This window comes from Lepagella muris, assembly GCF_004793975.1.
GTDB lineage: Bacteria > Bacteroidota > Bacteroidia > Bacteroidales > Muribaculaceae > Lepagella > Lepagella muris.
On the sequence record NZ_SRYB01000005.1, the window covers coordinates 182,899 to 206,815 of the forward strand.

Genomic DNA, 23,917 nt, shown 5'->3' on the forward strand with positions numbered 1-23,917 from the left:
CTTAAGGCATATATATTTGTTATATTTGAAAAACCAAATATACGAAAAAATATGAAATTCACACAACCAAAACTTCCTTATGCACAGGATGCACTTGCTCCTGTGATTTCACCTCTTACCATTGAGTATCATTATGGAAAGCATGAAAAAGCATACATCGATACTCTAAACAAACTGATTGCCGGAACTGAATTTGAAGATATGGCGCTTGAAGACATCATTGTCAAGAGCGAAGGAAAACTCTTCAACAATGCATCGCAAGCCTGGAATCACATCTTTTATTTCTTCCAGTTCTCCCCCGATGGTCTTAAAGAGCCGTCAGGATCTCTGCGCGATCAGATCGAGGAGCAATTCGGCAGTATTGATGAATTCAAGCATCAGTTTGAAGAGGCAGGCGCTACCCTATTCGGTTCCGGATGGGTATGGCTGGCAGTCGATCACGACAACAAGCTCTGCATCATCCAAGGGAAAAATGCTGAGAACCCTCTGACGAAGGGACTCAAACCGCTTCTCGTGTTTGACGTATGGGAACATGCATACTATCTTGACTACCAAAATCTGAGAGCAGACTATCTCCATAAATTATGGGATATCGTAGATTGGTCTGTCATTGAAATGAGATACAGATAAACGCATATCACATTTTTTAAGATTTCTGAATGCCCACCTCATTTTGCAGTGTGGGCATTTTTTTGTAATTTCGCGGTATTCTTTCGAAGTATGCACTACTTCTCTGAAAACATGCTATAAAATTCCTTATGACTCTCTTTTTATTGATGATTCATGATATTTTTGGCATGACTTTTGTTATATTAATAGTCACCCGTGAATTATGACTTGATCATAACACCGGGGATTGTTTAACTCTATCATAATAATGCAGCGAATGCAAAGTAATTCTGACATAACACCTCTGATTATTGACGCGATTTCTGATAAAAAAGGGAAAAAGACTGTCGTTGTCGATTTATCATCCTTAGATTCTGCTTCAGCAAGCAAACTGATTATATGCCAAGGCAACAGCACATCTCAAGTGGCGGCAATTGCCGACTCTGTAAGGGAAAAGCTTAATCTTGAATGTGGAGTCAAGCCTTTTAATTACGAAGGATATAAGAATTGCCAATGGATAGTGATTGACTATGGCTACATCATGGTCCATGTTTTTCTTCCTGAAGTGCGCGAGTTTTATTCACTTGAATCCCTTTGGGAAGACGCTCCGATAGAATATATCGAGGATACAGACTGACAAATCAAGTATCTGAATACAATCGGATGCTGACGGATAATGACGGAAGCAAACGATATCACCTTAATTTCTTTTAGTAATCTGTAATCTATTTTCCACATGCTTAAATACCCCAAACCTCAGCAAAACGGAAATAATAAGAAGCCGGCATTTAATATATACTGGATGTATGCCATTATTCTTCTTTCCCTTTTTGCTCTATTCTATTTTCAAGACGCGTCTCAGACTAAAGAGGTAGACTGGACTGCATTTGAGAAAGCCGCTCTTGCCGGCGACCTTAAAAAAGTGATGGTCTTATCCGAGGCTGGTATTGCCGAAGGATTTGTCACGGATGAGGGTGCTAAGAAACATAAGTTTGACACCTCCGATGATTTCGATGGCGACAAGAAAATAAAGACTATCATTCCATCCACTGATAAGATTCAAGATAAGATCGACTCCTGGAATGCGACTCTCTCTGCTGAAGGGAAGCCGACAATTACCGTGACTTACGAGAAAGGATCCGATCTCATGAAGCTATTCTGGTATTTCGGTCCGATTCTGCTGCTTGTCATTTTCATGGTGTTCATGTCCAAGAGAATGACTGGTGGTTCGGGTGGTGGCGGCATTTTCAATGTCGGCAAATCAAGAGCAACAGTTTTTGATAAGAACAACGGCACTCCTGTCACTTTCAAAGACGTTGCCGGTCTGGCTGAGGCAAAAGTAGAGATTGAAGAGATTGTGGAATTCCTTAAGAACCCACAGAGATATACTGAATTGGGTGCAAAAATACCCAAGGGTGCCCTACTCGTAGGTCCTCCCGGAACAGGTAAGACCCTACTCGCAAAGGCTGTGGCAGGCGAGGCAAACGTACCGTTCCTTTCAATGTCCGGATCGGATTTCGTGGAGATGTTTGTCGGTGTAGGTGCTGCGCGCGTGCGCGACCTTTTCAAGCAGGCAAAAGAGAAAGCCCCCTGCATTGTATTCATTGATGAGATCGATGCCGTCGGGCGTGCGCGTGGCAAGAATCCAAATATGGGATCAAACGATGAGCGCGAAAACACCCTCAACCAGATGCTTACCGAAATGGACGGCTTTGGGTCAAACAATGGTGTGATCATCCTTGCCGCAACCAACCGTGCGGATATGCTCGACAAGGCATTGTTGCGTCCCGGACGTTTTGACCGACAGATATATGTGGATCTTCCGGAACTTACCGACCGTATGGAGATATTCAACGTTCATCTACGCAGAATAAAAGTAAACAGTAAGCTTGATGTCGAGCAATTGGCGCGACAGACTCAAGGTTTTTCTGGCGCGGATATTGCTAATGTCTGCAATGAGGCAGCTCTTATTGCTGCACGCAACAATAAGAAGACTGTTGACTGGAACGACTTCATGGCGGCTATCGACAGAATCGTAGGCGGTCTTGAAAAACGATCCAGAATCATTACCGACGAAGAAAAATTCTCTATTGCCACTCACGAAGCCGGACATGCCACCATCAGCTGGATGACTCAATACGGAAATCCGCTTGTAAAGGTTACAATAGTACCACGTGGACGTGCTCTCGGAGCCGCATGGTATGCTCCTGAAGCAAGACAGATAATCCCGACACAAGCCCTTCTCGACACAATGTGCGGACTCCTTGGAGGCCGTGCGGCGGAAGACCTCTTTACCGGACAAGTTGGAACCGGAGCAAGTGACGACCTTGAGAAATGCACCAAGATCGCCCGTTCGCTCGTACTCGTCTATGGTATGAGCGACAGATTGCCCAACTTGAACTACAATGACTCCACTGGTCAGGAATATGGGTTCACAAAACCTTATTCAGATGAGACTGCAAAGATAATCGACGAAGAGGTGAAACGTATCGTAAACGAACAATACGAAAGGGCTAAGGATATCCTTAGAAAATATTCTGCCGAACACAACCGCATCCGCGATCTCCTTGTAGAGAAAGAAGTGATTTTCCATGCTGACGTAGAAGTCATCCTCGGTCCCCGAAAATGGAAATCTCGTACTGACGAAATTATCGAGATCAACAAAAAGGAAGAGGAGAAAAGACATGAATTGGAAATGTCGGATAAGAAAGACACCAGTGAAGACGACACTCCTCCTCCATTCTCCAAAGGATAACATAATCTTTTTATGATGGGGTATCAATAACGATATAAGACACATGCGAGCTCAGCCTGCCATGCAGGATGTGCCACCATGTGTCTTATATTTTAAGCATCCTGCAATCAAAAGGGAGATTCAAAAAAATCCAAGGCGCACCTCCAAAACCCGAAGATGTATCCCCAAAATCCGAAGATACATACCCAAAGACTATGGGATCATCTTATTGCAGACAAAAGAATTTGTGTGTCAAGAGATCAGACCAAAAATCTTATATATCTTGCCTCCCCTATTGTTTTCCAAACTGCACCAAAATTGGTCAATTTCTCTGTTTATTTTCTTTATAATCCCCTAAATTGACCAATTTTTACTAAATTTGCAGTAAAATTCAGCAAACAGGAGATAAGATATCTTATACTCCCTTGTTTTTCAATCCGATTCCTACATCCCCAAAGGTTAATCCCCAAAGATGTCTAACGGATAATTTCATGATGTATATAAACACAATTAATAATAATATATGAAAATTACGCAATTAAATGCGCTGGCACTATTGCTGGCGACAGGCGGCATGGTGCTGCCATCTTGCAAAGGAAATTCTGACCAACAACAGAACCAAATGGCTGCTCCGCAACTCGCAGTGATGACTGTAAGCGAGAGCGATGCCACTCTCGATTCCGGATTCCCAACTACTCTCGAAGGTGTGAACGATGTACAAATTCGTCCACAGATTACCGGATTCTTGACCAAGGTACATGTCAAGGATGGCCAGGCTGTCTCTAAAGGACAAGTGCTTTTCACTATCGACCAAGTGCAGCTTCAGGCTGCCGTCGATCAAGCTAAGGCATCCGTTGCCGTAGCTCAGGCAAATGTAAACACTGCGACTACAAGCGCAAACAATAATAAGATTCTTCTTGATAAAAATATTATCAGCGCATCTGCTTATCAGACCTCTGTGGATGCCTTGAATGCTGCGAAAGCTCAGTTGCAGCAGGCTGAAGCAGCCCTTGTCTCTGCTCGCAAAAACCTTTCATATTCATCCGTGACGGCTCCGGTTGCCGGAATCGTGGGTACAATTCCCGATAAAGAGGGCACTCTCGTAAGTCCCTCCACCGTGCTCACTGTAATATCCGACAATAAGGTGATGCAAGCCGACTTCTCTATTAATGAGAAAATCCTTCTTGAATACTCTGAAGGTGGCAAACGGTCGATGAATGAGATTGTAGCTTCATTCCCGGAAGTTTCCCTGAAACTTGCCGACGGCACAATATATCCGTATAAAGGAAAGATTGTATCTATTTCCGGTGTGATCGATCAAGCTACAGGTAGTGCCATGACTAAAGCTGAATTTCCAAACCCGGATGGTATGCTACGAAGCGGTAACACCGGACAGGTGCTTCTCCCCACAAATCATAACGCCACTATACAGATTCCTCAGAACGCAACATTCGAAATCCAGGATATGAAATTCTGTTTCGTTGTCGGGGATTCTGCAAAAGTTCACTCCACTCCTATCACTATCGCTCCAATCGACGATGGGAAGAACTATATCGTGACCTCCGGTCTGAAGCCCGGTGATGTAATCGTGACCGAGGGTATCGGCATATCCGTAAAAGACGGAATGGTCATCAACCCAAAACAGGCTACATCTGCAAATGCAGAATAAGTGGTCTTGATTTAATCCAACGTGATATTTTTTAATTTCAAAACATGAAACTTGATAGATTTATCAATCGCCCGGTGCTCTCTACCGTAATCTCGGTCTTCATCGTGATTTTCGGTATTCTCGGTCTGACGAGTCTCCCTATTGAGCAATATCCCGACATCGCGCCTCCTACAGTCAGGGTATCAACCACATATACCGGTGCGAACGCACAGACAGTGCTCAACTCTGTTATCGCGCCACTTGAGGAACAGATAAACGGTGCTGAAAATATGGACTATATGGTCTCTTCTGCATCAAATAACGGCTCTGCTTCAATTGAAGTGCACTTCAAACAGGGTATGGATCCCGACATGGCGGCAGTCGACGTGCAGAACCGTGTGGCTAAAGCGGCATCTTTCCTCCCATCTGAGGTAAACCAGGTAGGTGTCATCACTCAGAAACGCCAGACCTCAATGCTTATGGTTATCGGTATGTTTGACCCTGAGGATAAGTATACCACCCAGTTTATCGACAACTATATGTCAATCAACATCCTACCCCAGATCAAGCGTGTGTCTGGTGTAGGTGAGGCAATGGCTTTCGGTGCTGACTACTCCATGCGTATATGGTTGAAACCTGATAAAATGGCTCAATATCGTCTGATGCCTACCGACATATCCGCTGCTCTTGCCGAGCAGAATATTGAGGCTGCACCCGGTCAGTTTGGCGAGCAAGGCAATCAGAGTTTCCAGTATGTGCTACGCTATAAAGGTCGTCTGTCAGAACCATCTGAATTCGAAGACATCATCATCAAGGCTTCCCCGGATGGAGAGGTGCTCCGTCTGAGCGACGTGGCGGATGTGGAACTCGGACGCCTTACATACGGTTTCCAGAACCTTAACAACGGGCATATCGGCAGTTCTGCAATCATATTCCAGTCTGCCGGATCTAACGCTACCAAGGTTATCGAAGATATCGAGAAGCTGATGGATGAAGCCCGTAAATCTCTGCCTGCAGGAATGGTGCTACAGACAACTATGAGCGTCAACGACTTCCTCTTCGCATCAATTGAAGAGGTTATCAAGACCCTCATCGAGGCGTTTGTACTTGTGTTCATCGTGGTGTTTATATTCCTACAGGACTTCCGATCTACGCTTATCCCGATGATCGCCATCCCGGTCGCTCTTATCGGTACGTTCTTCCTCCTTTACATCTTCGGATTCACAATCAACTTGCTCACCCTTTCAGCTCTCGTACTTGCGATTGCGATTGTGGTCGACGATGCCATAGTCGTCGTCGAGGCGGTGCATGCCAAACTTGACCAAGGCTATAAGTCGCCGCGCAAAGCCTCCATCGACGCCATGAGAGAGATCTCCGGTGCCCTTATCTCAATCACCCTCGTCATGATGCTTGTGTTTATTCCGGTGTCATTCCTCGGAGGCACATCAGGTATCTTCTATCGTCAGTTCGGTCTGACCATGGCAATGTCAATCGGTCTTTCCGCAATCAACGCACTTACACTCTCCCCTGCTCTTTGCGCGATATTCCTTAAAGGACACGATGACAAGAATCTAAAGGAGAGAATGGGTGAGGCTTACGGTGAGGCTGCCAAGACTATGGCGGCTACTTACAAAAGCCGCTTCACACTCCCCCCGTTGGTGACCGTGATTTTCCTTATTGCTGCAATTGTATTCCTTGTGCTCGGATGGTACACGTTTGAAAACGTGGCTCTAAGTTGTATCGCTGTGATTGTTGCGATAATCGCTCTTTGTGGTCTCTTCACGAAATCCTTTATCAACGCATTCAACAACTCTTTCGACAAACTGCTTGGCGTCTACAACAAAGCTGTCAGATTCTGCACAAACCACAAGGTCACATCCTTCGGTCTGGTAGGACTATTCATAGCTATCCTTGTTTACCTTATGGCGATTACTCCGACCGCCCTTGTGCCGACTGAAGACACCGGTACCATAATGGGTGCGGTGACTCTTCCTCCCGCCACATCTCAGGAACGCACGCAGTCCATCATGAACCAGGTCGACAGCATTGTTGGTTCAATACCTGCCGTACAGAGCCGTACCGCAATCACAGGCTATAGCTTCGTCGGTGGTCAGGGTAATACCTACGGATCGTTCATCATCAAGCTTAAACCTTGGGATCAGCGTGATGAGGAGACGGAAAGTGCATCTGCCGTGCTCGGTCAGTTATTCATGATGACCGGAGCCATAAAGGATGCCCGAATAATGTTCTTCCAGCCACCTATGATTTCCGGTTATTCCGCCACTAACGGTTTTGAGATCAAACTTCAGGATAAGACCGGTGGCGATCTGGACAAGTTCTTCCAGGTTTATCAGAAATTTATCGGTGCGCTGAATGCCGATCCGTCTATCCAGATGGCATACTCCAACTTCAACCCAACATTCCCGCAGTATCTTGTGGAGATTGATGTGGCTAAAGTCAAGCAGGCAGGTCTTACTCAGAACACAATTCTGTCTGCGCTACAAGGCTACTACGGCGGTATGTATATCTCCAACTTCAACAGTTTCGGTAAGCTATACCGTGTCATGATGCAGGCTTCGCCAGATGCTCGTGTATCGCCCGAGACCTTGAAACAGATAAAGGTGAGAAACGGTGTGGAGATGGCTCCGATCGACAACTTTGTAAAGCTGACCCGCGTATATGGTCCTGACCTTATCGACCGCTTCAACATGTTTACCGCAATATCTGTCACCGGTACTCCGGCTCCCGGCGTATCTTCCGGTGATGCAATTGCCGTGATCAACAGAATCGCCGAGGAGACTCTCCCCGATGGCTATGGTTTCGAATATTCAGGTATGACCCGTGAGGAGGCTTCCGGTTCAAGCGGATCGACAGGCTACGTCTTCGCTCTCGTCCTTCTCTTCGTCTACTTGATTCTGTCCGCTCAGTATGAGAGCTACATCCTCCCCTGGTCGGTTATCCTTTCCGTACCGTTCGGTCTTGCAGGTGCATTCATCTTCGCCCGCATGATGGATATCGCAAACAACATCTATCTCCAGATTGCGCTCATCATGCTTATCGGTCTTCTCGCTAAGAATGCTATTCTTATCGTGGAGTTCGCACTTGACAGAAGAAAGACCGGAATGAGCATCACGAATGCAGCTGTGCAAGGTGCTATCGCCCGTCTCCGTCCGATCCTCATGACCTCTCTCGCAATGATCATCGGTCTTCTCCCGATGATGTTTGCACACGGTGCCGGACGAAACGGCAACCAGGCACTCGGTTCCGGTGCAATCGGTGGTATGCTTATCGGTATGGTTCTTCAGGTACTTGTTGTCCCGGCTCTATTCGTTGCTTTCCAGGCTCTTCAGGAGAAACTTTCTCCCCCGAAATGGAAAGACACCGACAATACGGGCATATCTTCCGAGCTTGAACAATATGCCATTAAACGCGATTAACGAAACTGCTTTCTCATGAACAATATAAAATTATGCGCTGCCGGCGCATTGATGGCGGTCGCTCTCTCAAGCTGCCACATCTATAAGAAATATGAACTACCTGTCAACGACAGTCAGATTGTCGGCGACTTCAAAAAGGCAGTCGATACTCCTGTCGATTCCACTGCGCTTCCGTATCTTGGATGGGAAAAGATTTTCCAGGATCCGAAGCTTCAGAATCTTATCCATCTCGCTCTTGCCAACAATAAGGATCTGAAGAATGCAAAGCTGAATGTGGATATCGCAAGGGCACAATTGAAAGGTGCAAAACTAAGTTATTTCCCCGCAGTTGCCATTTCTCCTAACGGAGGAACGGCAACCTACGGCGGTAACAAGATGGATTGGACCGATATGAACTGGAGCTATACCATACCTCTGAGCGTATCTTGGGAAATAGATGCCTTTGCAAAGATCCTTAACCGCAAACGCGGTGCTCAGGTAAGCATGGAAATGAGTAAGGATTACGAACAGGCTGTACATTCCCAGATCGTATGCGGAGTTGCTTCTGCCTATTATTCCCTCGTGATGCTTAACCAACAGCTCGACTTGACCAAACGCACGTGCGATATCTGGGCTGAACAAGTGACATCAATGGAGTTGCTCAAAGAGGCAGGTCGCACCACTGAAGCGGCTGTCGTGCAGAGCAGGGCAAATCTCTACAACATTCAGAGTTCAATCCCTACTCTCGAGCATTCCATCCATAGTGTGCAGAATACAATCTCTCTTCTTCTTAACACTTATCCGCAGACGTGGGACGTCACAAACACTCTTGATTTCTCAATCCCCGACCAGCTCATCAACGGGATCCCGGTCTCTTATCTCGCCGTGCGTCCTGACGTGAGGGCTGCCGAGAAATCCATGGCGGTGGCATACTATTCCACCAACAGTGCCCGTGCCGCGTTCTACCCAAGCATCGTGATCTCCGCACAAGGTGGATTCACCAACCTCCTCGGATCAATGATCAAGAATCCGGGAGAATGGTTCTTCCAGCTTGCCGGACAGCTCACCGCTCCCATCTTCTCGCGCGGTCAGAATATTGCATCACTCGAAGCTGCAAAGGCTCAGCAGAAACAGGCTTTGAATAATTTCGAATATGCCGTTCTGTCTGCAAGTGCTGACGTGAGCAATGCTTTGGTAAGCTACAACAAAAACGTTGAGAAAAACAAATTCCTCCAGCTTCAGGTAGATGAACTTGAGAAATCTGTGGAATACACCAACGAGCTTTTCATGTACAATCAGTCTACCACTTACCTTGAGGTCCTCACTGCGCGTTCAAGCCTGCTCAACGCTCAGCTGGCATGCATTGCCAACTGGCACGAGCGTGCTGCCGCTCTGATCTCCCTCTATCAATCTGTAGGTGGCGGACGATAATTTTGTTAACCTTATAAATCTCTATTCTATGGCAACAATCAGTAATCTCGCTTTCGTACATCCGGGTGCTAAAATTGATGATGACGTCACTATCGATGCTTTCGCATATATCGACGATGATGTCGTAATCGGTAAGGGATGCCACATTCATCCTCATGCCAGCGTGCTGGCAGGTGCCCGTATCGGACAGAACAATGAAATTTTCGAAGGTGCCATAATTGCTGCTACGCCTCAGGATTTCCGTTGGAAAGGACAGCGTTCATACGTAGTCATCGGCAACAACAATAAAATCCGTGAGCAAGTGATTATCAACCGGAGTATCCATGCTGAAGGGAAAACCGTAATCGGAAATGATTCCTTCATCATGGCACAATCTCATATCGGGCATGACTCGGAAATTGGAAATTACTGCGTTCTCGGAAATGCCGTGAAAATAGCCGGCGATGTCAAGATCGGCAACTACTCCATACTTTCATCCCATGCTCTCGTTCATGAGAAATGTCAGGTCGGGGAATGGGTGCTTGTAAAAGGTGGTTGCAGGGTCAACGGCAACGTGCCTCCGTTCGTTGTGATGGCTCACAATCCAATCGAATATTTCGGAGTGAATGCCTACGTGCTTAAGAAAGGTGGCAAGTCTCCTGAAATAATCGATGACATTGCGAAATGCTATCGCCACGTGTTCCAGACCTCCACTTCCCTTTTCAACGCTTTGCGCAGAATCGGGGAGGATGTTGATCAGTCGCCCGAACGTGACCAGATCATTGACTTCATCAAAGGACACGACATGAAACTGGCGGCGATTCCTTACGTCGACCTTGAAGACTGATAAGTCTGACTATACTTAATAGAGAAGTCCGATCCCATTCCGGGGTCGGACTTCCATTTTTTGATTTATATTGAAGAAAATAATTTTGAGTTTACATTCCTCAGATATACGACAGAAGCCTATCGATATCTGCATCCGTAGTAGCCCAATCAGTGACAAACCTAACCGGAGTCTCCTTCTCACCTCTGGCTCCCCACAATTCAAACGACGCCTTCGGCATAAGACAGTCTATCACCTCATTCGGCAATACAAAGAATTGCTGATTGGTAGGTGAGTCCATGAATAACGGGAAACCCTTCTGAAGCATACCATCCTTAAGACGACGTGCCTTATCCACTCCGTTACGTCCTACCCTTTCATATAGATCACCCTCAAACAATGACTCAAACTGAACTCCAAGCAACCGTCCTTTTGCCATCAATGCCCCATGTGCCTTAACGTGAGACAACACATTCTTCAACAACCGTGGATGACGCGTGACAACTGACTCTCCGAACAGAGTGCCGCACTTCGTCCCGCCTATATAAAATATATCTGCAATTGCTGCGATATCCTTCAGGTCAACGTCATCCGATGCAGCAAGTCCATACGCCAGACGCGCACCATCAATATAAAGTGGCAATTCCCATTTGTCGCATACCTCCCTGATAGCCATCAACTCCCCTTTGGTATAGACAGTGCCGACCTCAGTAGGGAATGTGATGTAGACGCAACCCGGCTTGACCATGTGTTGCCAAGTCTCATCTGCATAAAAGAGCGTCATATAAGTATCCAACTCCGACGCATCAAGAAGTCCGGAATGTGATGGCAGTGTGATTACCTTATGCCCCGAAGCCTCCACCGCTCCCGACTCATGCACATTAATATGCCCCGTCTCTACAGCAATCACCCCTTCATATCTCCCCGCCACAAGATCTATTATCGTGGCGTTAGTCTGTGTCCCTCCGACAAGGAATACCACATCGCCACTATCCTCATCAAGTCCACAAGCCTCCAGAATCAATCTCTTGGCACGTGCCGTATAAGCATCGCTGCCATAGCCTGGAGTCTGCTCCATATTTGTGCGCACAAGCCTATCCAGAATCTCCGGATGGCATCCTCGCATATAATCACTGTCAAAATGCAATTTTTCCATATTTGCGAATTTTTTTAACCTTCTGCATAAATTCTCTGCAAAATTACTCATTCACTCAACATTAATCAAACATTCCCCACATTTATTCATCTCTCACATTGAACTTGCCTGACAATATTGACCTAACCCTTTATCATTTTTCTATAATCCACATTGACTATTTCAAAAAAATTACTAATTTTGCGCATAATATCAACCTATAGCAACACCATGACAAGACAAAAGATTTTACTTTCGGATATTCTTCCGGAATATCCTGAATTTGTTGAAGGCATCCGACGTGCCCCCGACAGAGGATTCTCTCTCACTGACGAAAAAACTGTGACTGCCCTTAAAAACGCTCTACGTTACCTCCCGGAATCTCTTCATGAGAAAGTGGCTCCCGAATTTCTTGAGGAGCTGAAGACAAGAGGCAGAATATATGCCTACAGATGGCGTCCGCAAGGCGACATCAAGGCTAAACCCATCGATGAATATAAAGGTAAGTGTCTTGCAGGAAAGGCATTTCAGGTGATGATTGACAACAATCTATGCTTCGATATTGCCCTGTATCCCTACGAACTTGTCACTTACGGCGAAACCGGACAGGTATGCCAGAACTGGCTCCAATATAATCTCATCAAGAAATATCTTGAAGAACTGACCGACGAACAGACACTCGTAGTAGAATCCGGGCATCCCCTCGGTCTTTTCCCTTCAAAGAAAGATGCTCCCCGCGTAATCATTACCAACGCGATGATGGTCGGCATGTTCGACAATCTACATGATTGGCATGAGGCCATGCAGATGGGCGTTGCCAACTACGGACAGATGACTGCCGGCGGCTGGATGTATATCGGTCCGCAAGGTATAGTACACGGCACATTCAACACAATCCTGAATGCCGGACGAATGAAACTTGGAATACCCGAAGATGGTGATCTCTCCGGACATCTCTTCGTATCTTCCGGTCTCGGAGGTATGAGTGGTGCACAGCCTAAGGCTGCCGACATCGCCGGTGCCACTTCAATAATCGCCGAAGTGGATCCATCAAGAATCGAGACTCGACACAAGCAAGGATGGGTGCAGCGCGTCACCGACTCAATCCCGGAGGCTTTCGCTCTCGCCCACGAATCTATGGAGGCTCGTAAACCATTATCAATAGCATATCTCGGCAATGTGGTTGACCTTCTCGAATATGCCGTTGAGAATGATATCAAGATTGAATTGCTCAGCGACCAGACCTCATGCCATGCCGTATATGAAGGTGGATACTGCCCTGCCGGTCTATCTTTTGAAGAACGTACCGAACTACTCCACAAAAATCCCGAAGAATTCCGCAAGAAAGTAGATGAATCTCTCCATCGTCATTTCAATGCAATAAAGGCTCTCTCTGCTCGTGGCACATACTTCTTCGACTACGGCAACTCCTTCATGAAGGCTATATATGATGCCGGAGTAAAGGAGATTTCAAGAAATGGCATCGATGAGAAGGATGGTTTCATCTGGCCGTCATACGTGGAAGATATCATGGGTCCGATGCTCTTTGACTACGGCTACGGTCCCTTCCGTTGGGTATGTCTGAGCGGCAAGCACGAGGATCTTGTGAAGACCGACAAGGCGGCAATGGAATGTATCGACCCCAACCGTCGCGGACAGGATCGCGACAACTACAACTGGATCCGTGATGCTGAGAAAAACGCTCTCGTCGTAGGCACTCAGGCAAGAATCCTGTATCAGGATGCAATGGGGCGTCTAAAGATAGCCTTACGTTTCAATGAGATGGTTCGTAACGGGGAGGTCGGTCCCATCATGCTCGGAAGAGACCATCACGATGTCAGCGGCACCGACTCTCCATTCCGTGAGACATCAAACATAAAGGACGGTTCCAACGTGATGGCTGACATGGCGGTGCAATGCTTCGCCGGAAACTGTGCACGTGGAATGAGCCTTGTTGCCCTCCATAATGGTGGCGGTGTAGGAATCGGCAAATCAATCAACGGCGGATTCGGTATGGTGTGCGACGGATCCGAGAGAGTTGACGAGATTCTGAAGAACGCTATGCTTTGGGACGTGATGGGCGGTGTGGCGCGACGCAGCTGGGCACGCAATGAGAATGCAATATCCACCGTCAAGGAATGGAACGAGACCCAAGCTGAAAACGGCTTCATGATTACCGAGCCTTTCATTGCCGACGAGAATATGCTTCGCAAATTGATAAATAACTGAAATCTTTACTCATGAAAAAAATAATTGAATGCGTACCGAATTTCTCTGAAGGACGCGATAAGAACGTGATTGATGCGATAGTTGCAGAAATCGGGAAAGGTGGATTCGTTAAAGTCCTTGACGTTGATCCCGGTGAAGCCACCAACAGAACCGTCGTGACTTTTGTCGGCGAGCCGGATGCTGTAGTTGAAGCTGCCCTCCGTGGCATGAAGAAGGCGGCTGAACTCATCGACATGCGCCAGCATCATGGCGCACACCCCCGCATGGGTGCAACCGATGTATGCCCCTTGATTCCAGTCAGCGGCATCTCTCTGGAAGAATGTGCCCAACTTGCGCGTAAACTTGCAGAGAGAGCTGCAACCGAACTCAACATCCCCTGCTATTGCTACGAGGCTGCTGCATTCTCTCCCGAACGCAAGAATCTTGCTGTATGCCGTCAAGGGGAATATGAAGGTCTCCCTGAAAGAATGGGTAAGGAGGATGCCGGTCCCGACTATGGCAACCGCCCGTTTGACGATGACGCAGCCAGAACAGGCTGCACGGCTGTCGGTGCACGCGACTTCCTCATCGCCGTCAATTTCAATCTCAACACCACATCCACCCGCCGAGCCAACGCAATTGCATTCGATGTCCGTGAGAAAGGGCGTCCCAAACGTGAAGGAGGAAAGCCTAATGGCAAACCGATGAAAGATGCCGACGGCAATACAATCATGATCCCCGGCACTCTGAAAGCCACCAAAGCAATCGGATGGTTTATAGATGAATATGGCATTGCCCAGGTATCTATGAACATCACCGACATATCCACCACCCCGCTCCATATAGCCTTCGACGAAGTTTGCCGCGCAGCCGCTGCAAGAGGTCTTAGAGTCACCGGAACCGAAATCGTAGGTCTCGTGCCCAAACGCACCCTGATCGATGCCGGAAAGCATTATCTGCGCATGCAGCAACGCTCTCTCGGTATAACGGAAGATGAAATCATAAAGATTGCAGTCAAATCAATGGGGCTTGACGAACTGAAACCATTCATCCGAAATGAAAAGATAATCGAGGACATGCTTGCGGAAGATCATGGCAAGAAACTGGTGGATCTCTCATGCAAGGCATTTGCCGATGAGACAGCATCAGAATCGCCTGCTCCCGGAGGAGGAAGCATCTCCGCCTACATGGGTGCACTCGCCGCAGCGCTCGGCACAATGGTGGCAAACCTCTCCGCCCACAAAGCCGGATGGGACGACCGTTGGGAAGAATTTTCCGATTGCGCCGAGAAAGGCAGAGCAATTCTCGACCGTTTGATTCTGCTCGTTGACGAAGACACAGAGGCATTCAACCGCATCATGGCTGTATTCGCCATGCCGAAAAACACCCCCGAGGAAAAAGCGGCACGTTCCGCCGCCCTTGAGGCAGCCACTCTCTACGCCACCGAAGTGCCGCTCCGCACAATGAAAGCCGCCTACGACACCTTCGACCTCCTCCGTCAGATGGCATCCCAAGGCAACCCCGCCTCTGTCAGCGACGCTGGTGTCGGAGCTCTCGCCGCACGCAGTGCCGTCCTTGGCGCACAGCTCAACGTCCGCATCAACGCCGCCGGACTCAAAGACCGCGACACCGCCGACAAAATCCTGACCGAAGCCGCCGAAATCGCAGCCTCCGCCATAGCCCGCGAACAAGAGATCCTCGCCATCGTCAACCACATCATCGACAAATAACCCAAACAACTTCGCATTAGAGCATTTGCCCAATGCGCAGCAGTTTTGATCCTGGTGTGAGCGCAAAGCGCGATAAGCAAAAGCAATAGTTATGAGCAACCTGATTATAAATAACGCGACAATAGTCACCCCCGTCGGGAATTCCCCCCGACGGGGCAACGAAATGTCCCGTCTCGCAATCATCCCACACGCCACAGTAATTGTCCGAGACGGCATCATAGAATTTGTCGGTCCGACAAAAGATGCCCCCTCTCATAGCCAAGATGAGAGCAAAGTCATCGATGCCGAAGGGCGTGTCATATTACCCGGCTTCATCGATTCACATACCCACCTCATCTTCGGCGGATACCGTCCCGACGAATTCAGCTGGAGAATGAGCGGTGAATCCTACATGAACATAATGCAACGTGGCGGTGGAATACAATCCACCGTAAACGCCACGCGTCACGAATCCTGCGACAACCTCATCGCGAAAGCCCGTTGGTTCATCGACCGCATGTCAGAAATGGGAGTCACCACCGTAGAAGCCAAAAGCGGATACGGACTTGACACCGAATCCGAACTGAAAATGCTTGAAGCCATACACCGTCTCGCCACAGATCCCGATCGGAAACTGGATGTAGTCTCCACATTCCTCGGTGCCCATGCCGTCCCGAAAGAATACAAGGACAACACCGAAGGCTACGTCAATCTGATGATCAACGAGATGATTCCGGCAGCCAAAGGGAAAGCAGAGTTCTTCGACATATTCACCGAAAAGAATGTATTTGAGATCAACGACTCCCGCCGTCTCCTGAATGCCGCACGCGATGCCGGATTCAAACTGAAACTTCATGCCGATGAGATCGTCACACTCGGTGGTGCCGAACTGGCATCCGAGATGGGTGCAGTCTCCGCCGATCACCTCCTCCACGTCAGCGATGAAGGTATCCGCATGATGGCAGACAGAAACGTAGTCGCCACGCTCCTCCCCCTCACCGCCTTCTCGCTAAAGGAACCGTATGCCCCGGCACGTAAATTCATTGATGCCGGCGCAGCCGTGGCGCTTGCTACCGACCTGAACCCCGGAAGCTGCTTCTCCGGTTCCATACCATTGACAATCGCCCTTGCCTGCATCTACATGGGCATGTCAGTAGAGGAGACAATCACGGCTCTCACCCTCAATGCCGCCGCTGCCGTTGACCGTGCCGACACAATCGGATCCATCGAACCCGGCAAACGGGCAGATCTAATAATCCTGCATTTCGACAACTTCAGGATGCTACCCTACTACGTCGGCATGAACTGCGTCAAGACCACCATCTTCAACGGAAGAATAGTCTATGACTCCTGACCCACTCTCCCAATTAAAAACAAATCTATTTTGCTGAGTAAATTATGGAAATAAAAGATACATACGCCATAGGTTCGAGCCTTCTCACCTACGACATAATCGAAAAAATACTGAAAAACAACATCAAACTTACCCTCTCCGAAGAAGCCAAGGAGAAAATTCGTCATTGCCGTGAATACCTCGACAGCAAGGCAGATGCCGATGCAGCACCGATTTACGGAGTCACCACCGGTTTCGGCTCTCTTTGTAACAAGCAGATCTCATTTGAGCAGCTATCCACCCTACAGGAGAATCTCGTAAAAAGCCATTCATGCAGCGTCGGCAAGCCAGTTGACGGAGATGTAGTCAAACTTATGCTTCTCCTTAAAGCACACGCCCTCTCAATGGGCTTCAGCGGAGTGCAGTTGATTACAGTAGAGCGTATCATCGACTTCTACAACAACGACATCCTACCCATCGTCTACGACCGAGGCTCACTCGGAGCATCAGGCGACCTCGCCCCCCTTGCCAACCTGTTCCTCCCCCTCATCGGTGAAGGCGAGGTGATGTATAAAGGCGAGAGATACTCCGGCAAAGAGATTCTTGACAAATTCGGATGGGAGCCGATAAAATTGCAGTCAAAAGAGGGTCTGGCTCTCCTCAACGGCACACAATTCATGAGTGCGAACGGAATAAAGGCACTTATCGACGCATGGCATCTGGTAAACTGCTTCGACCTCTTCGGTGCAATGAGCCTTGAGGCATACGACGGACGTATCGAGCCATTCCTCGCACCGCTCCATCGCGTGCGTCCTCATCGCGGACAGATCGAGACCGCCGAAATATACCGCAAGATTCTGAATGGCAGCGAAATCATCACCCGTGAGAAACAGCACGTACAGGATCCCTACTCCTTCCGATGCATTCCGCAAGTACACGGAGCCGTAAAGGATGCAATGCACCACGTCACCGAAGTACTCCACACAGAAATCAACTCCGTCACCGACAACCCGACCGTATTCCCCGATGAAGACCTCGTACTTAGCGGTGGTAACTTCCACGGAGAACCGATCGCACTCGTATTCGACTACATGGGTGTAGCCCTTGCCGAACTTGGCAACATCTCCGAACGCCGTGTAGCCCAGCTCATACTCGGACAACGAGGGCTACCCGAATTCCTCGTGGCAAAACCCGGTCTTAACTCCGGATTCATGATCCCACAATACGCCGACGCATCCCTTGTTAGCCAGAACAAGATGTACGCATGGCCCGCCTCCTGCGATTCCATCGTAAGCTCCAACGGACAAGAAGACCTCGTATCAATGGGAGCCAACTCAGCGACAAAACTGCACAAAATCATCGACAACCTCAAGATAATCGCAGTAATCGAGCTGATGAACGCAGCCCAGGGAATCGACTTCCGTCGTCCGCTAAAATCATCCCCATTGATTGAAAAAGTAATGAAAGCCTACCGAGAGGCAGTCCCCTTCGTAGAAGACGACGTCGTGATGAACGACTACATCCGCAAATCGCAACACTTCCTCGAAAACTACGACATCGAAATCGAATAATACAAAAAGCATCGCGCCCATAATCTCTTATGGGCGCGATAAAAATCAAAAAGAAAGCAATCAAAAAAATAAAAGTAGTCCAATTTGTCCAAGTAGTCCAATTCGTCCAAAAATAAAAGTAGTCCAATTCGTCCAAAAAGTCCAATTCGTCCAAAAAGTCCAAGCTGTCCAATTTGTCCAATCAGTCCAATCCTCTCATTCATCAATACAATGAGCCTTCCCATCACGATACGAAGCCATCATACTCTCCAAAATCTCAATCATATCATTACGTAAGCTTTCAGGAGAAATCACAGCCACCTTATCACGCTGACTAAGCAACTCCTGCTTAAAATCGTATGTCGGGCGCACATAAAGCGAAAAATCCGTCCAATTCTCACACTCATCCACCACCCTCTGCGAAGCATGCAACGGCACCTCCTTCAGATACTTATTCTGAGGCCAGAAAGCACGAATCACAACCCTCTCCGGCTCATGCTGACGGATCACCCCATAACAATCCGAAAAATACTCCTCCGGATCCGGATTGACAGTAGGCGTCGCACACTCCCCCGTAGAGATATCCTTCATCCTCTCAAGCGCAAGCGTAGTAAGAAAATTCCTACCCACCGGCTGCCCGATCAAATACCACCGCTGCTTAAACAGACGGATAAACAACGGAATCACACTACAATCCCTATCCGGATTATAAGGCGAAGAATAACTAAAATTCAACACCCTATGCTCCCTACAGGCATTCGCAACCACATAAAGCAACTCCGACCCTGCCGGAGGAGCCTCCACAACAATATGATCCCTCATACCCACCATCGAACACAGCGAATGTAACCGCAAAGCCGACATCGACCACTCATCCGCATCAGCAAGCGCATCCGCATCAAGCCAATACTCATTCCTCGGCTTATAGCACTCAATATTCACCCTAAAAATCTCCTCAGCGAGAGCGCGATAGCGTGAAAAAGTACGAGGAGTCAACTCCATCCCCATAATATTCTCCCCACACCTACGCCACTCCTCCATAATCTCATGCAGCGTCATCCTCCTAATCGAAAGCCGCTCCACAAGCCAAAGACAAAACTTATATCTCGCAATCATATCAAACTAAAATTAAAAGACTCAAATCCCTACGAGAGAATCCCGTGCCCCCCTTCAAAAGACTGGAGTTCCGTGCCCTCGCCCATGGGCGAGGGGATCGTCAGTTTCGTCCCCCTGCCAGAGCGCAGCAGTTTTGATCCAGGTGTGAGCGCGAAGCGCGATAAAAACCGCGAAACAAAACCAAAAGCCAAGCGCGAATCCCCTCCAGAATCCAACCACAAAATTAGCAACAAACAACGACAAAATCTGTCCGAGTCTACAAAAAACATACCAAAAGCCACCCTCCCATTAACAAAACATAAATATGGAAAAATCCAATTATAATACAAAATTTCTTCAAAAATTTATCATTTTAGCAAATACCAAGACAGTATTTGTCATTGTATCAGCTTAAATTTGCACCCGTTACTTCTCAAAGAAACATTAGTTACACCAACTAAAAATAAATAGATATGGCTCTATTCAAAATCACCACTACCCGCTCATTCCGAGGAAGTTCAATTATCATTGAACCGGGAATGTCCGTACAGGTCTCTACCCCCTACCCTGTCAATCCTATCAATGTAGACGGTGGCCGTCTGGTCAATGATGCATTCCTCCGGATATACGGCATCGACCTTAAACGCGCCGGAATCCTCAACAATGCCTACCTCTCAGCCATCCAGATTGGCTGATAATCCATCAACCTTATCACATAAATGATTTTTACAATGGAAACGACATCCGACATACAATTAACAAAACCACAGAATAACAGCATGAACGATGAAAAACTGATTATATCCTTGTTGGACGACATTTCAGCACTCGAAGAGCAAGTGATTCCTCAGATCAACGAACTCAGCCAGAAGCTACCGGAAATTTATTCCAACTACGCTGAAACAGTAAGGGAATTAGTCTCAACCACTCTCGATATATGTCGCGATATCCCCAATATGAAGTCTTCCACAAGACTCAAAATCGAAATCGCAGGCGAAATCGCTGCCCGCAGCATTGAAGCCTTCGGAAAAGCAAAAGCTGCCTACAAGCATAACCAGCTCCTTGACAAGATGATGGCAGTAAAGAAAATGATTGCATCCGAGAATAGAGAGCGCAACGCCAAGGCGTTGGAATCTGCAAAAATAAAGTTTGAATCGAGTCGGCGTCTATTCAACAAATACATCAGCATCAATTATCCTGCCAAACTTAAAGATAACGACCAGATTTCCCGAATATCTGCCATATCCCTCAGGATTCTGAATCTGTATCGGACAAACATGTTCCTTCTCTCAATGTGTAATTATCTGAATGAGGAATACAGATATTGGAGCAATGATATGCAGTCTTCAGATCTTCCCCGCCCTGATTATTTCATGATCAATCAGATTATCATTCAAGAGATGTTTGGTGATAAAAAACCTATCGATGTTTTGGAAAGATCTTCAAAGATAGGAGGACAACTCTCCGGTGCCGAAGTGATGCTGATGGCGGATCCGCAGCTCCCTCTTATCACCTTCCAAAATAACCGCAACCGATTCACCCCACCTTCTGACCACTCCACGTCAAATACACTTATCTCCTCAAACGAGGCTATCAGCAACTACAACTATCTGGTGCAGCAAAGAGATGCGTGCCAGCAAGAGGAACCGGACAGCCCGATATACGCATCCGGTGTATTCTCCTCTATAATTATAATATTGCTCAGTATCTTCTATATACCTGGAGTATGGTGGGTAAAGACTATTGTCGGAGCTATCGCAATTATTTGGCTATGGTCTCGCCTGGGGTCGTATACATCAAAAATTGAAGAAATCCACATGCAAGATATCACGTATCTTGACAATGAGATCTCCAACTATATAGCCGGAGTATGCGGACTGATTAAGCAGCCGAACTTTGACTACAACAAGAAAAGTGCTATCTCAACATTCTTCAGCAGTTTCTTCTCCTGATTCAACAAATAAAAACTTTTAATTCAAGCATTATGAAGAATTACAACAATTCATATCCGGCAGAATATGCCGACAACATAGAGACCCCTATCGTTGTGGAGGAGGTCAGACAACTATCCACCCGCACCGACAATATTATCGCCAACGTCTCGAATGCCTTAAACAATATTTCGGCAAATGCAGTGGAAATATCACGCATATCTGCTGACGTGCAACTTCAGTGCGCACAACTTGAGCACATGCTCAACTGTATGATGGTCAAGGCGCAACGAGACGTGACTCTCTATGAGAAATCGCTACCCATACTCGACAAACAATTCAATTTCTGTCAGCAACGTCTTGACAAGCTGATGGATAAGGCTGTTGACCTCATATCTGACGACATATCTGATGCATCTTTAGCTCGTCAGGAAGCGATAATGACCCTCATCGAGACAACCAACTCTTCAATCAACAATCTAATCTCAAAATTAATCCCTTCGTTATGAATCAAGATATTAAAAAGATACAAAGAAAATCCTATTGGTTTCAAGCATTCATAATAATATTACTATTGCTTGTCGGATACTGGATGAGATAAGTCCGATCCAATAGCATTTCAAGATTACTTGCATATCAAGTGATCCCGACAAAGCACCGATCAAAAAAACACAAAAAAATCACACACAAAGACAACATCAGTCAGAGTCTTGTTATAACTTTGTAACAAAAAACAGCAAGTAGCTCCAAAAGCCCGCGACAATACACAACATTGTCACAAAACACATCACAGAATTTGGAAAAAACAAAATGTTGTTATAAATTTGCAACCCGACAAGACATAGAGATGTCATACGTCAAAACACAGCAACTATAACAACAGCCACTCCGCCCGAAAGTCAAAGTCTGGTAAACTTAAAAACGGTCAGGAACGAAGTGGCAAGTAATCATCCATACCCTGTGCATTGGGCGTGGAACTACTTGCTTCTTTGCATATCTGACCAAGGTTTTACCAGAGCCCGACTTTCGATAGCAGACGCAAAAGTGGTTTCACGTCTTTTTTATACCCATAACTTAGACCGAAATCCGCTATAATAAATACCAAGTCAGTGTCTGTAAATTTACTCTCCAACAACTATTGCTGTATAAACCATATAAACATTAATTTACAAGAAAGCAAACCAACAATTTATTTGATGGACTTTCTCTAAATTTCTTGATATAAACTAATACAAACCACTTAATTATTTTACAAATAGTTGAGTGATAATAAAAATATAAATACACATGAAACGGGAACACATACCATTTCTACTTGAAGTTGCAGGCTCAATTAATAGCAATACTATTATTTCTGAGCTACAATCTCTTTCTGTAAAAGCAAAATCAGGAAATACTCCCATAATTTTGCCTTTTATCGGAGAATTCAGTTCTGGAAAGACTACGCTGATTAATGCCCTCACGGATTCTCATGCACTTGAAACAGCAACTCGTCCTACAACCGCCACTATATATGAAGTACACTTTGGTGCACCAAAAAATTGTGCAGATATCATTTTTGAAGATGGAAGAGAAGAGCATGTAGACAATATCAAAACACTTATCAATGACAATCTGAAGGAAGCCAAAGTTGTCACTGTATTTGATACATCAACTAAAGTATCTCCATATACTATAATCGTTGATACTCCTGGAATTTCTTCTCCAGATCCCAAACATAAACTGACACTGGTTAATTTTTTACCCTCAGCAGATGGTATCATCTTAATTGTTGACATAAATCAACAATTAACAAAATCATTGATAGATTTCATTAAAACTGTTAAATTAGCAAATAAAGAAATTTACGCAGTTTTAACAAAAACTGATACTAAATCTCCAATAGATATAGAAAAAGCCAAGTGTTATCTTGCCCAAAACTGCGAAATGGAGATACGCCATATAGCGGCTGTTTCGGCAACGAAAAATGACATAACAGAACTTTCAGTAATATTCAAAGATATTGAATCACGCAAAGAGGAAATTGTACGTAAAGCAGATGAAAGGCGATTGGATTTAATTGCTGAAAAACTTAATGAAGAAATTAAGAATATAATAACTGCCTCATCTGATGATACAACACTTGAAAATAAAATTCAAGAGCAGAACGTAATTCTTAACAGATTACACAATCAGATTGAACGTCTAATAAGAAATATTCGAGACTCTCTTGAGCCTCTAAATCGTGAAGAATCAAGAAAATTTGAAGATCAAGTAACTAGGGTGTTCAGTTTGACGTTCCGAAAAACGGCATCCAGAACACCGGATTTTACA

Annotated in this window: 18 protein-coding genes; 16 read left to right on the plus strand and 2 right to left on the minus strand. The window is 46.4% G+C overall.

What is annotated here, in order from left to right:
• Positions 1–51 precede the first annotated feature (51 nt).
• The 7 genes from E5331_RS05390 to lpxA all read left to right on the plus strand — a co-directional run bounded on the left by E5331_RS05390 (position 52) and on the right by lpxA (position 10,664).
• Positions 52–630, plus strand: a complete 579-nt coding sequence (locus E5331_RS05390; protein WP_123481737.1) for a superoxide dismutase — start codon at positions 52–54, stop codon at positions 628–630.
• A 256-nt stretch (positions 631–886) separates the two neighbouring features.
• A complete protein-coding gene (gene rsfS, locus E5331_RS05395) occupies positions 887–1,246 on the plus strand; it encodes a ribosome silencing factor (protein ID WP_123481867.1) in 360 nt (119 codons plus the stop codon).
• A 99-nt stretch (positions 1,247–1,345) separates the two neighbouring features.
• Positions 1,346–3,364: an ATP-dependent zinc metalloprotease FtsH gene (gene ftsH / locus E5331_RS05400; protein WP_123481736.1), complete on the plus strand. Its 2,019-nt coding sequence runs from the start codon at positions 1,346–1,348 to the stop codon at positions 3,362–3,364.
• Positions 3,365–3,866: 502 nt separating this feature from the next.
• Positions 3,867–5,012 carry an efflux RND transporter periplasmic adaptor subunit gene (locus E5331_RS05405; RefSeq protein WP_123481735.1) on the plus strand — a complete coding sequence of 382 codons (1,146 nt, stop codon included), beginning with the start codon at positions 3,867–3,869 and terminating at the stop codon, positions 5,010–5,012.
• A gap of 44 nt (positions 5,013–5,056) precedes the next feature.
• The gene (locus E5331_RS05410; protein ID WP_123481734.1) at positions 5,057–8,428 is read left to right on the plus strand and encodes an efflux RND transporter permease subunit; all 3,372 of its coding nucleotides are present in this window, start codon (positions 5,057–5,059) and stop codon (positions 8,426–8,428) included.
• 15 nt (positions 8,429–8,443) lie between these two features.
• A complete protein-coding gene (locus E5331_RS05415; RefSeq protein WP_123481733.1) occupies positions 8,444–9,838 on the plus strand; it encodes a TolC family protein in 1,395 nt (464 codons plus the stop codon).
• Between the two features lie 28 nt (positions 9,839–9,866).
• A complete protein-coding gene (lpxA, locus tag E5331_RS05420; protein WP_123481732.1) occupies positions 9,867–10,664 on the plus strand; it encodes an acyl-ACP--UDP-N-acetylglucosamine O-acyltransferase in 798 nt (265 codons plus the stop codon).
• 100 nt (positions 10,665–10,764) lie between these two features.
• Here lpxA and E5331_RS05425 read toward each other — a convergent pair whose 3' ends face one another.
• Positions 10,765–11,799: a threonine aldolase family protein gene (locus tag E5331_RS05425; protein WP_123481731.1), complete on the minus strand. Its 1,035-nt coding sequence runs from the start codon at positions 11,797–11,799 to the stop codon at positions 10,765–10,767.
• Positions 11,800–12,009: 210 nt separating this feature from the next.
• Between E5331_RS05425 and E5331_RS05430 the strand changes: the two genes are divergently transcribed.
• The 4 genes from E5331_RS05430 (at position 12,010) to hutH (ending at position 18,599) form a co-directional block, all read left to right on the plus strand.
• Positions 12,010–14,007 carry a urocanate hydratase gene (locus tag E5331_RS05430; RefSeq protein WP_123481730.1) on the plus strand — a complete coding sequence of 666 codons (1,998 nt, stop codon included), beginning with the start codon at positions 12,010–12,012 and terminating at the stop codon, positions 14,005–14,007.
• Positions 14,008–14,018: 11 nt separating this feature from the next.
• Positions 14,019–15,716, plus strand: coding sequence for a glutamate formimidoyltransferase (gene ftcD, locus E5331_RS05435; RefSeq protein WP_123481729.1), 1,698 nt, complete (start codon positions 14,019–14,021; stop codon positions 15,714–15,716).
• Between the two features lie 91 nt (positions 15,717–15,807).
• Complete coding sequence (hutI, locus tag E5331_RS05440; RefSeq protein ID WP_123481728.1) at positions 15,808–17,049, plus strand: imidazolonepropionase; 1,242 nt, start codon at positions 15,808–15,810, stop codon at positions 17,047–17,049.
• A gap of 50 nt (positions 17,050–17,099) precedes the next feature.
• Positions 17,100–18,599 carry a histidine ammonia-lyase gene (hutH, locus tag E5331_RS05445; RefSeq protein WP_123481866.1) on the plus strand — a complete coding sequence of 500 codons (1,500 nt, stop codon included), beginning with the start codon at positions 17,100–17,102 and terminating at the stop codon, positions 18,597–18,599.
• Positions 18,600–18,794: 195 nt separating this feature from the next.
• On the opposite strand, the gene E5331_RS05450 is transcribed toward hutH, so the two are convergent.
• A complete protein-coding gene (locus E5331_RS05450) occupies positions 18,795–19,694 on the minus strand; it encodes a helix-turn-helix transcriptional regulator (protein WP_123481727.1) in 900 nt (299 codons plus the stop codon).
• 84 nt (positions 19,695–19,778) lie between these two features.
• Between E5331_RS05450 and E5331_RS05455 the strand changes: the two genes are divergently transcribed.
• The 5 genes from E5331_RS05455 to E5331_RS05475 form a co-directional block, all read left to right on the plus strand.
• Positions 19,779–20,018 (plus strand): hypothetical protein, encoded by a 240-nt coding sequence (locus E5331_RS05455; protein WP_123481726.1) that lies wholly within the window; start codon positions 19,779–19,781, stop codon positions 20,016–20,018.
• A 128-nt stretch (positions 20,019–20,146) separates the two neighbouring features.
• The gene (locus tag E5331_RS05460; protein WP_123481725.1) at positions 20,147–20,368 is read left to right on the plus strand and encodes a DUF6140 family protein; all 222 of its coding nucleotides are present in this window, start codon (positions 20,147–20,149) and stop codon (positions 20,366–20,368) included.
• A gap of 36 nt (positions 20,369–20,404) precedes the next feature.
• Positions 20,405–21,625 carry a hypothetical protein gene (locus tag E5331_RS05465; protein WP_135985987.1) on the plus strand — a complete coding sequence of 407 codons (1,221 nt, stop codon included), beginning with the start codon at positions 20,405–20,407 and terminating at the stop codon, positions 21,623–21,625.
• 32 nt (positions 21,626–21,657) lie between these two features.
• The gene (locus tag E5331_RS05470; RefSeq protein WP_123481723.1) at positions 21,658–22,113 is read left to right on the plus strand and encodes a hypothetical protein; all 456 of its coding nucleotides are present in this window, start codon (positions 21,658–21,660) and stop codon (positions 22,111–22,113) included.
• A gap of 778 nt (positions 22,114–22,891) precedes the next feature.
• On the plus strand, positions 22,892–23,917 hold a 1,026-nt coding region (locus E5331_RS05475; protein ID WP_135985985.1), incomplete at its 3' end, for a dynamin family protein.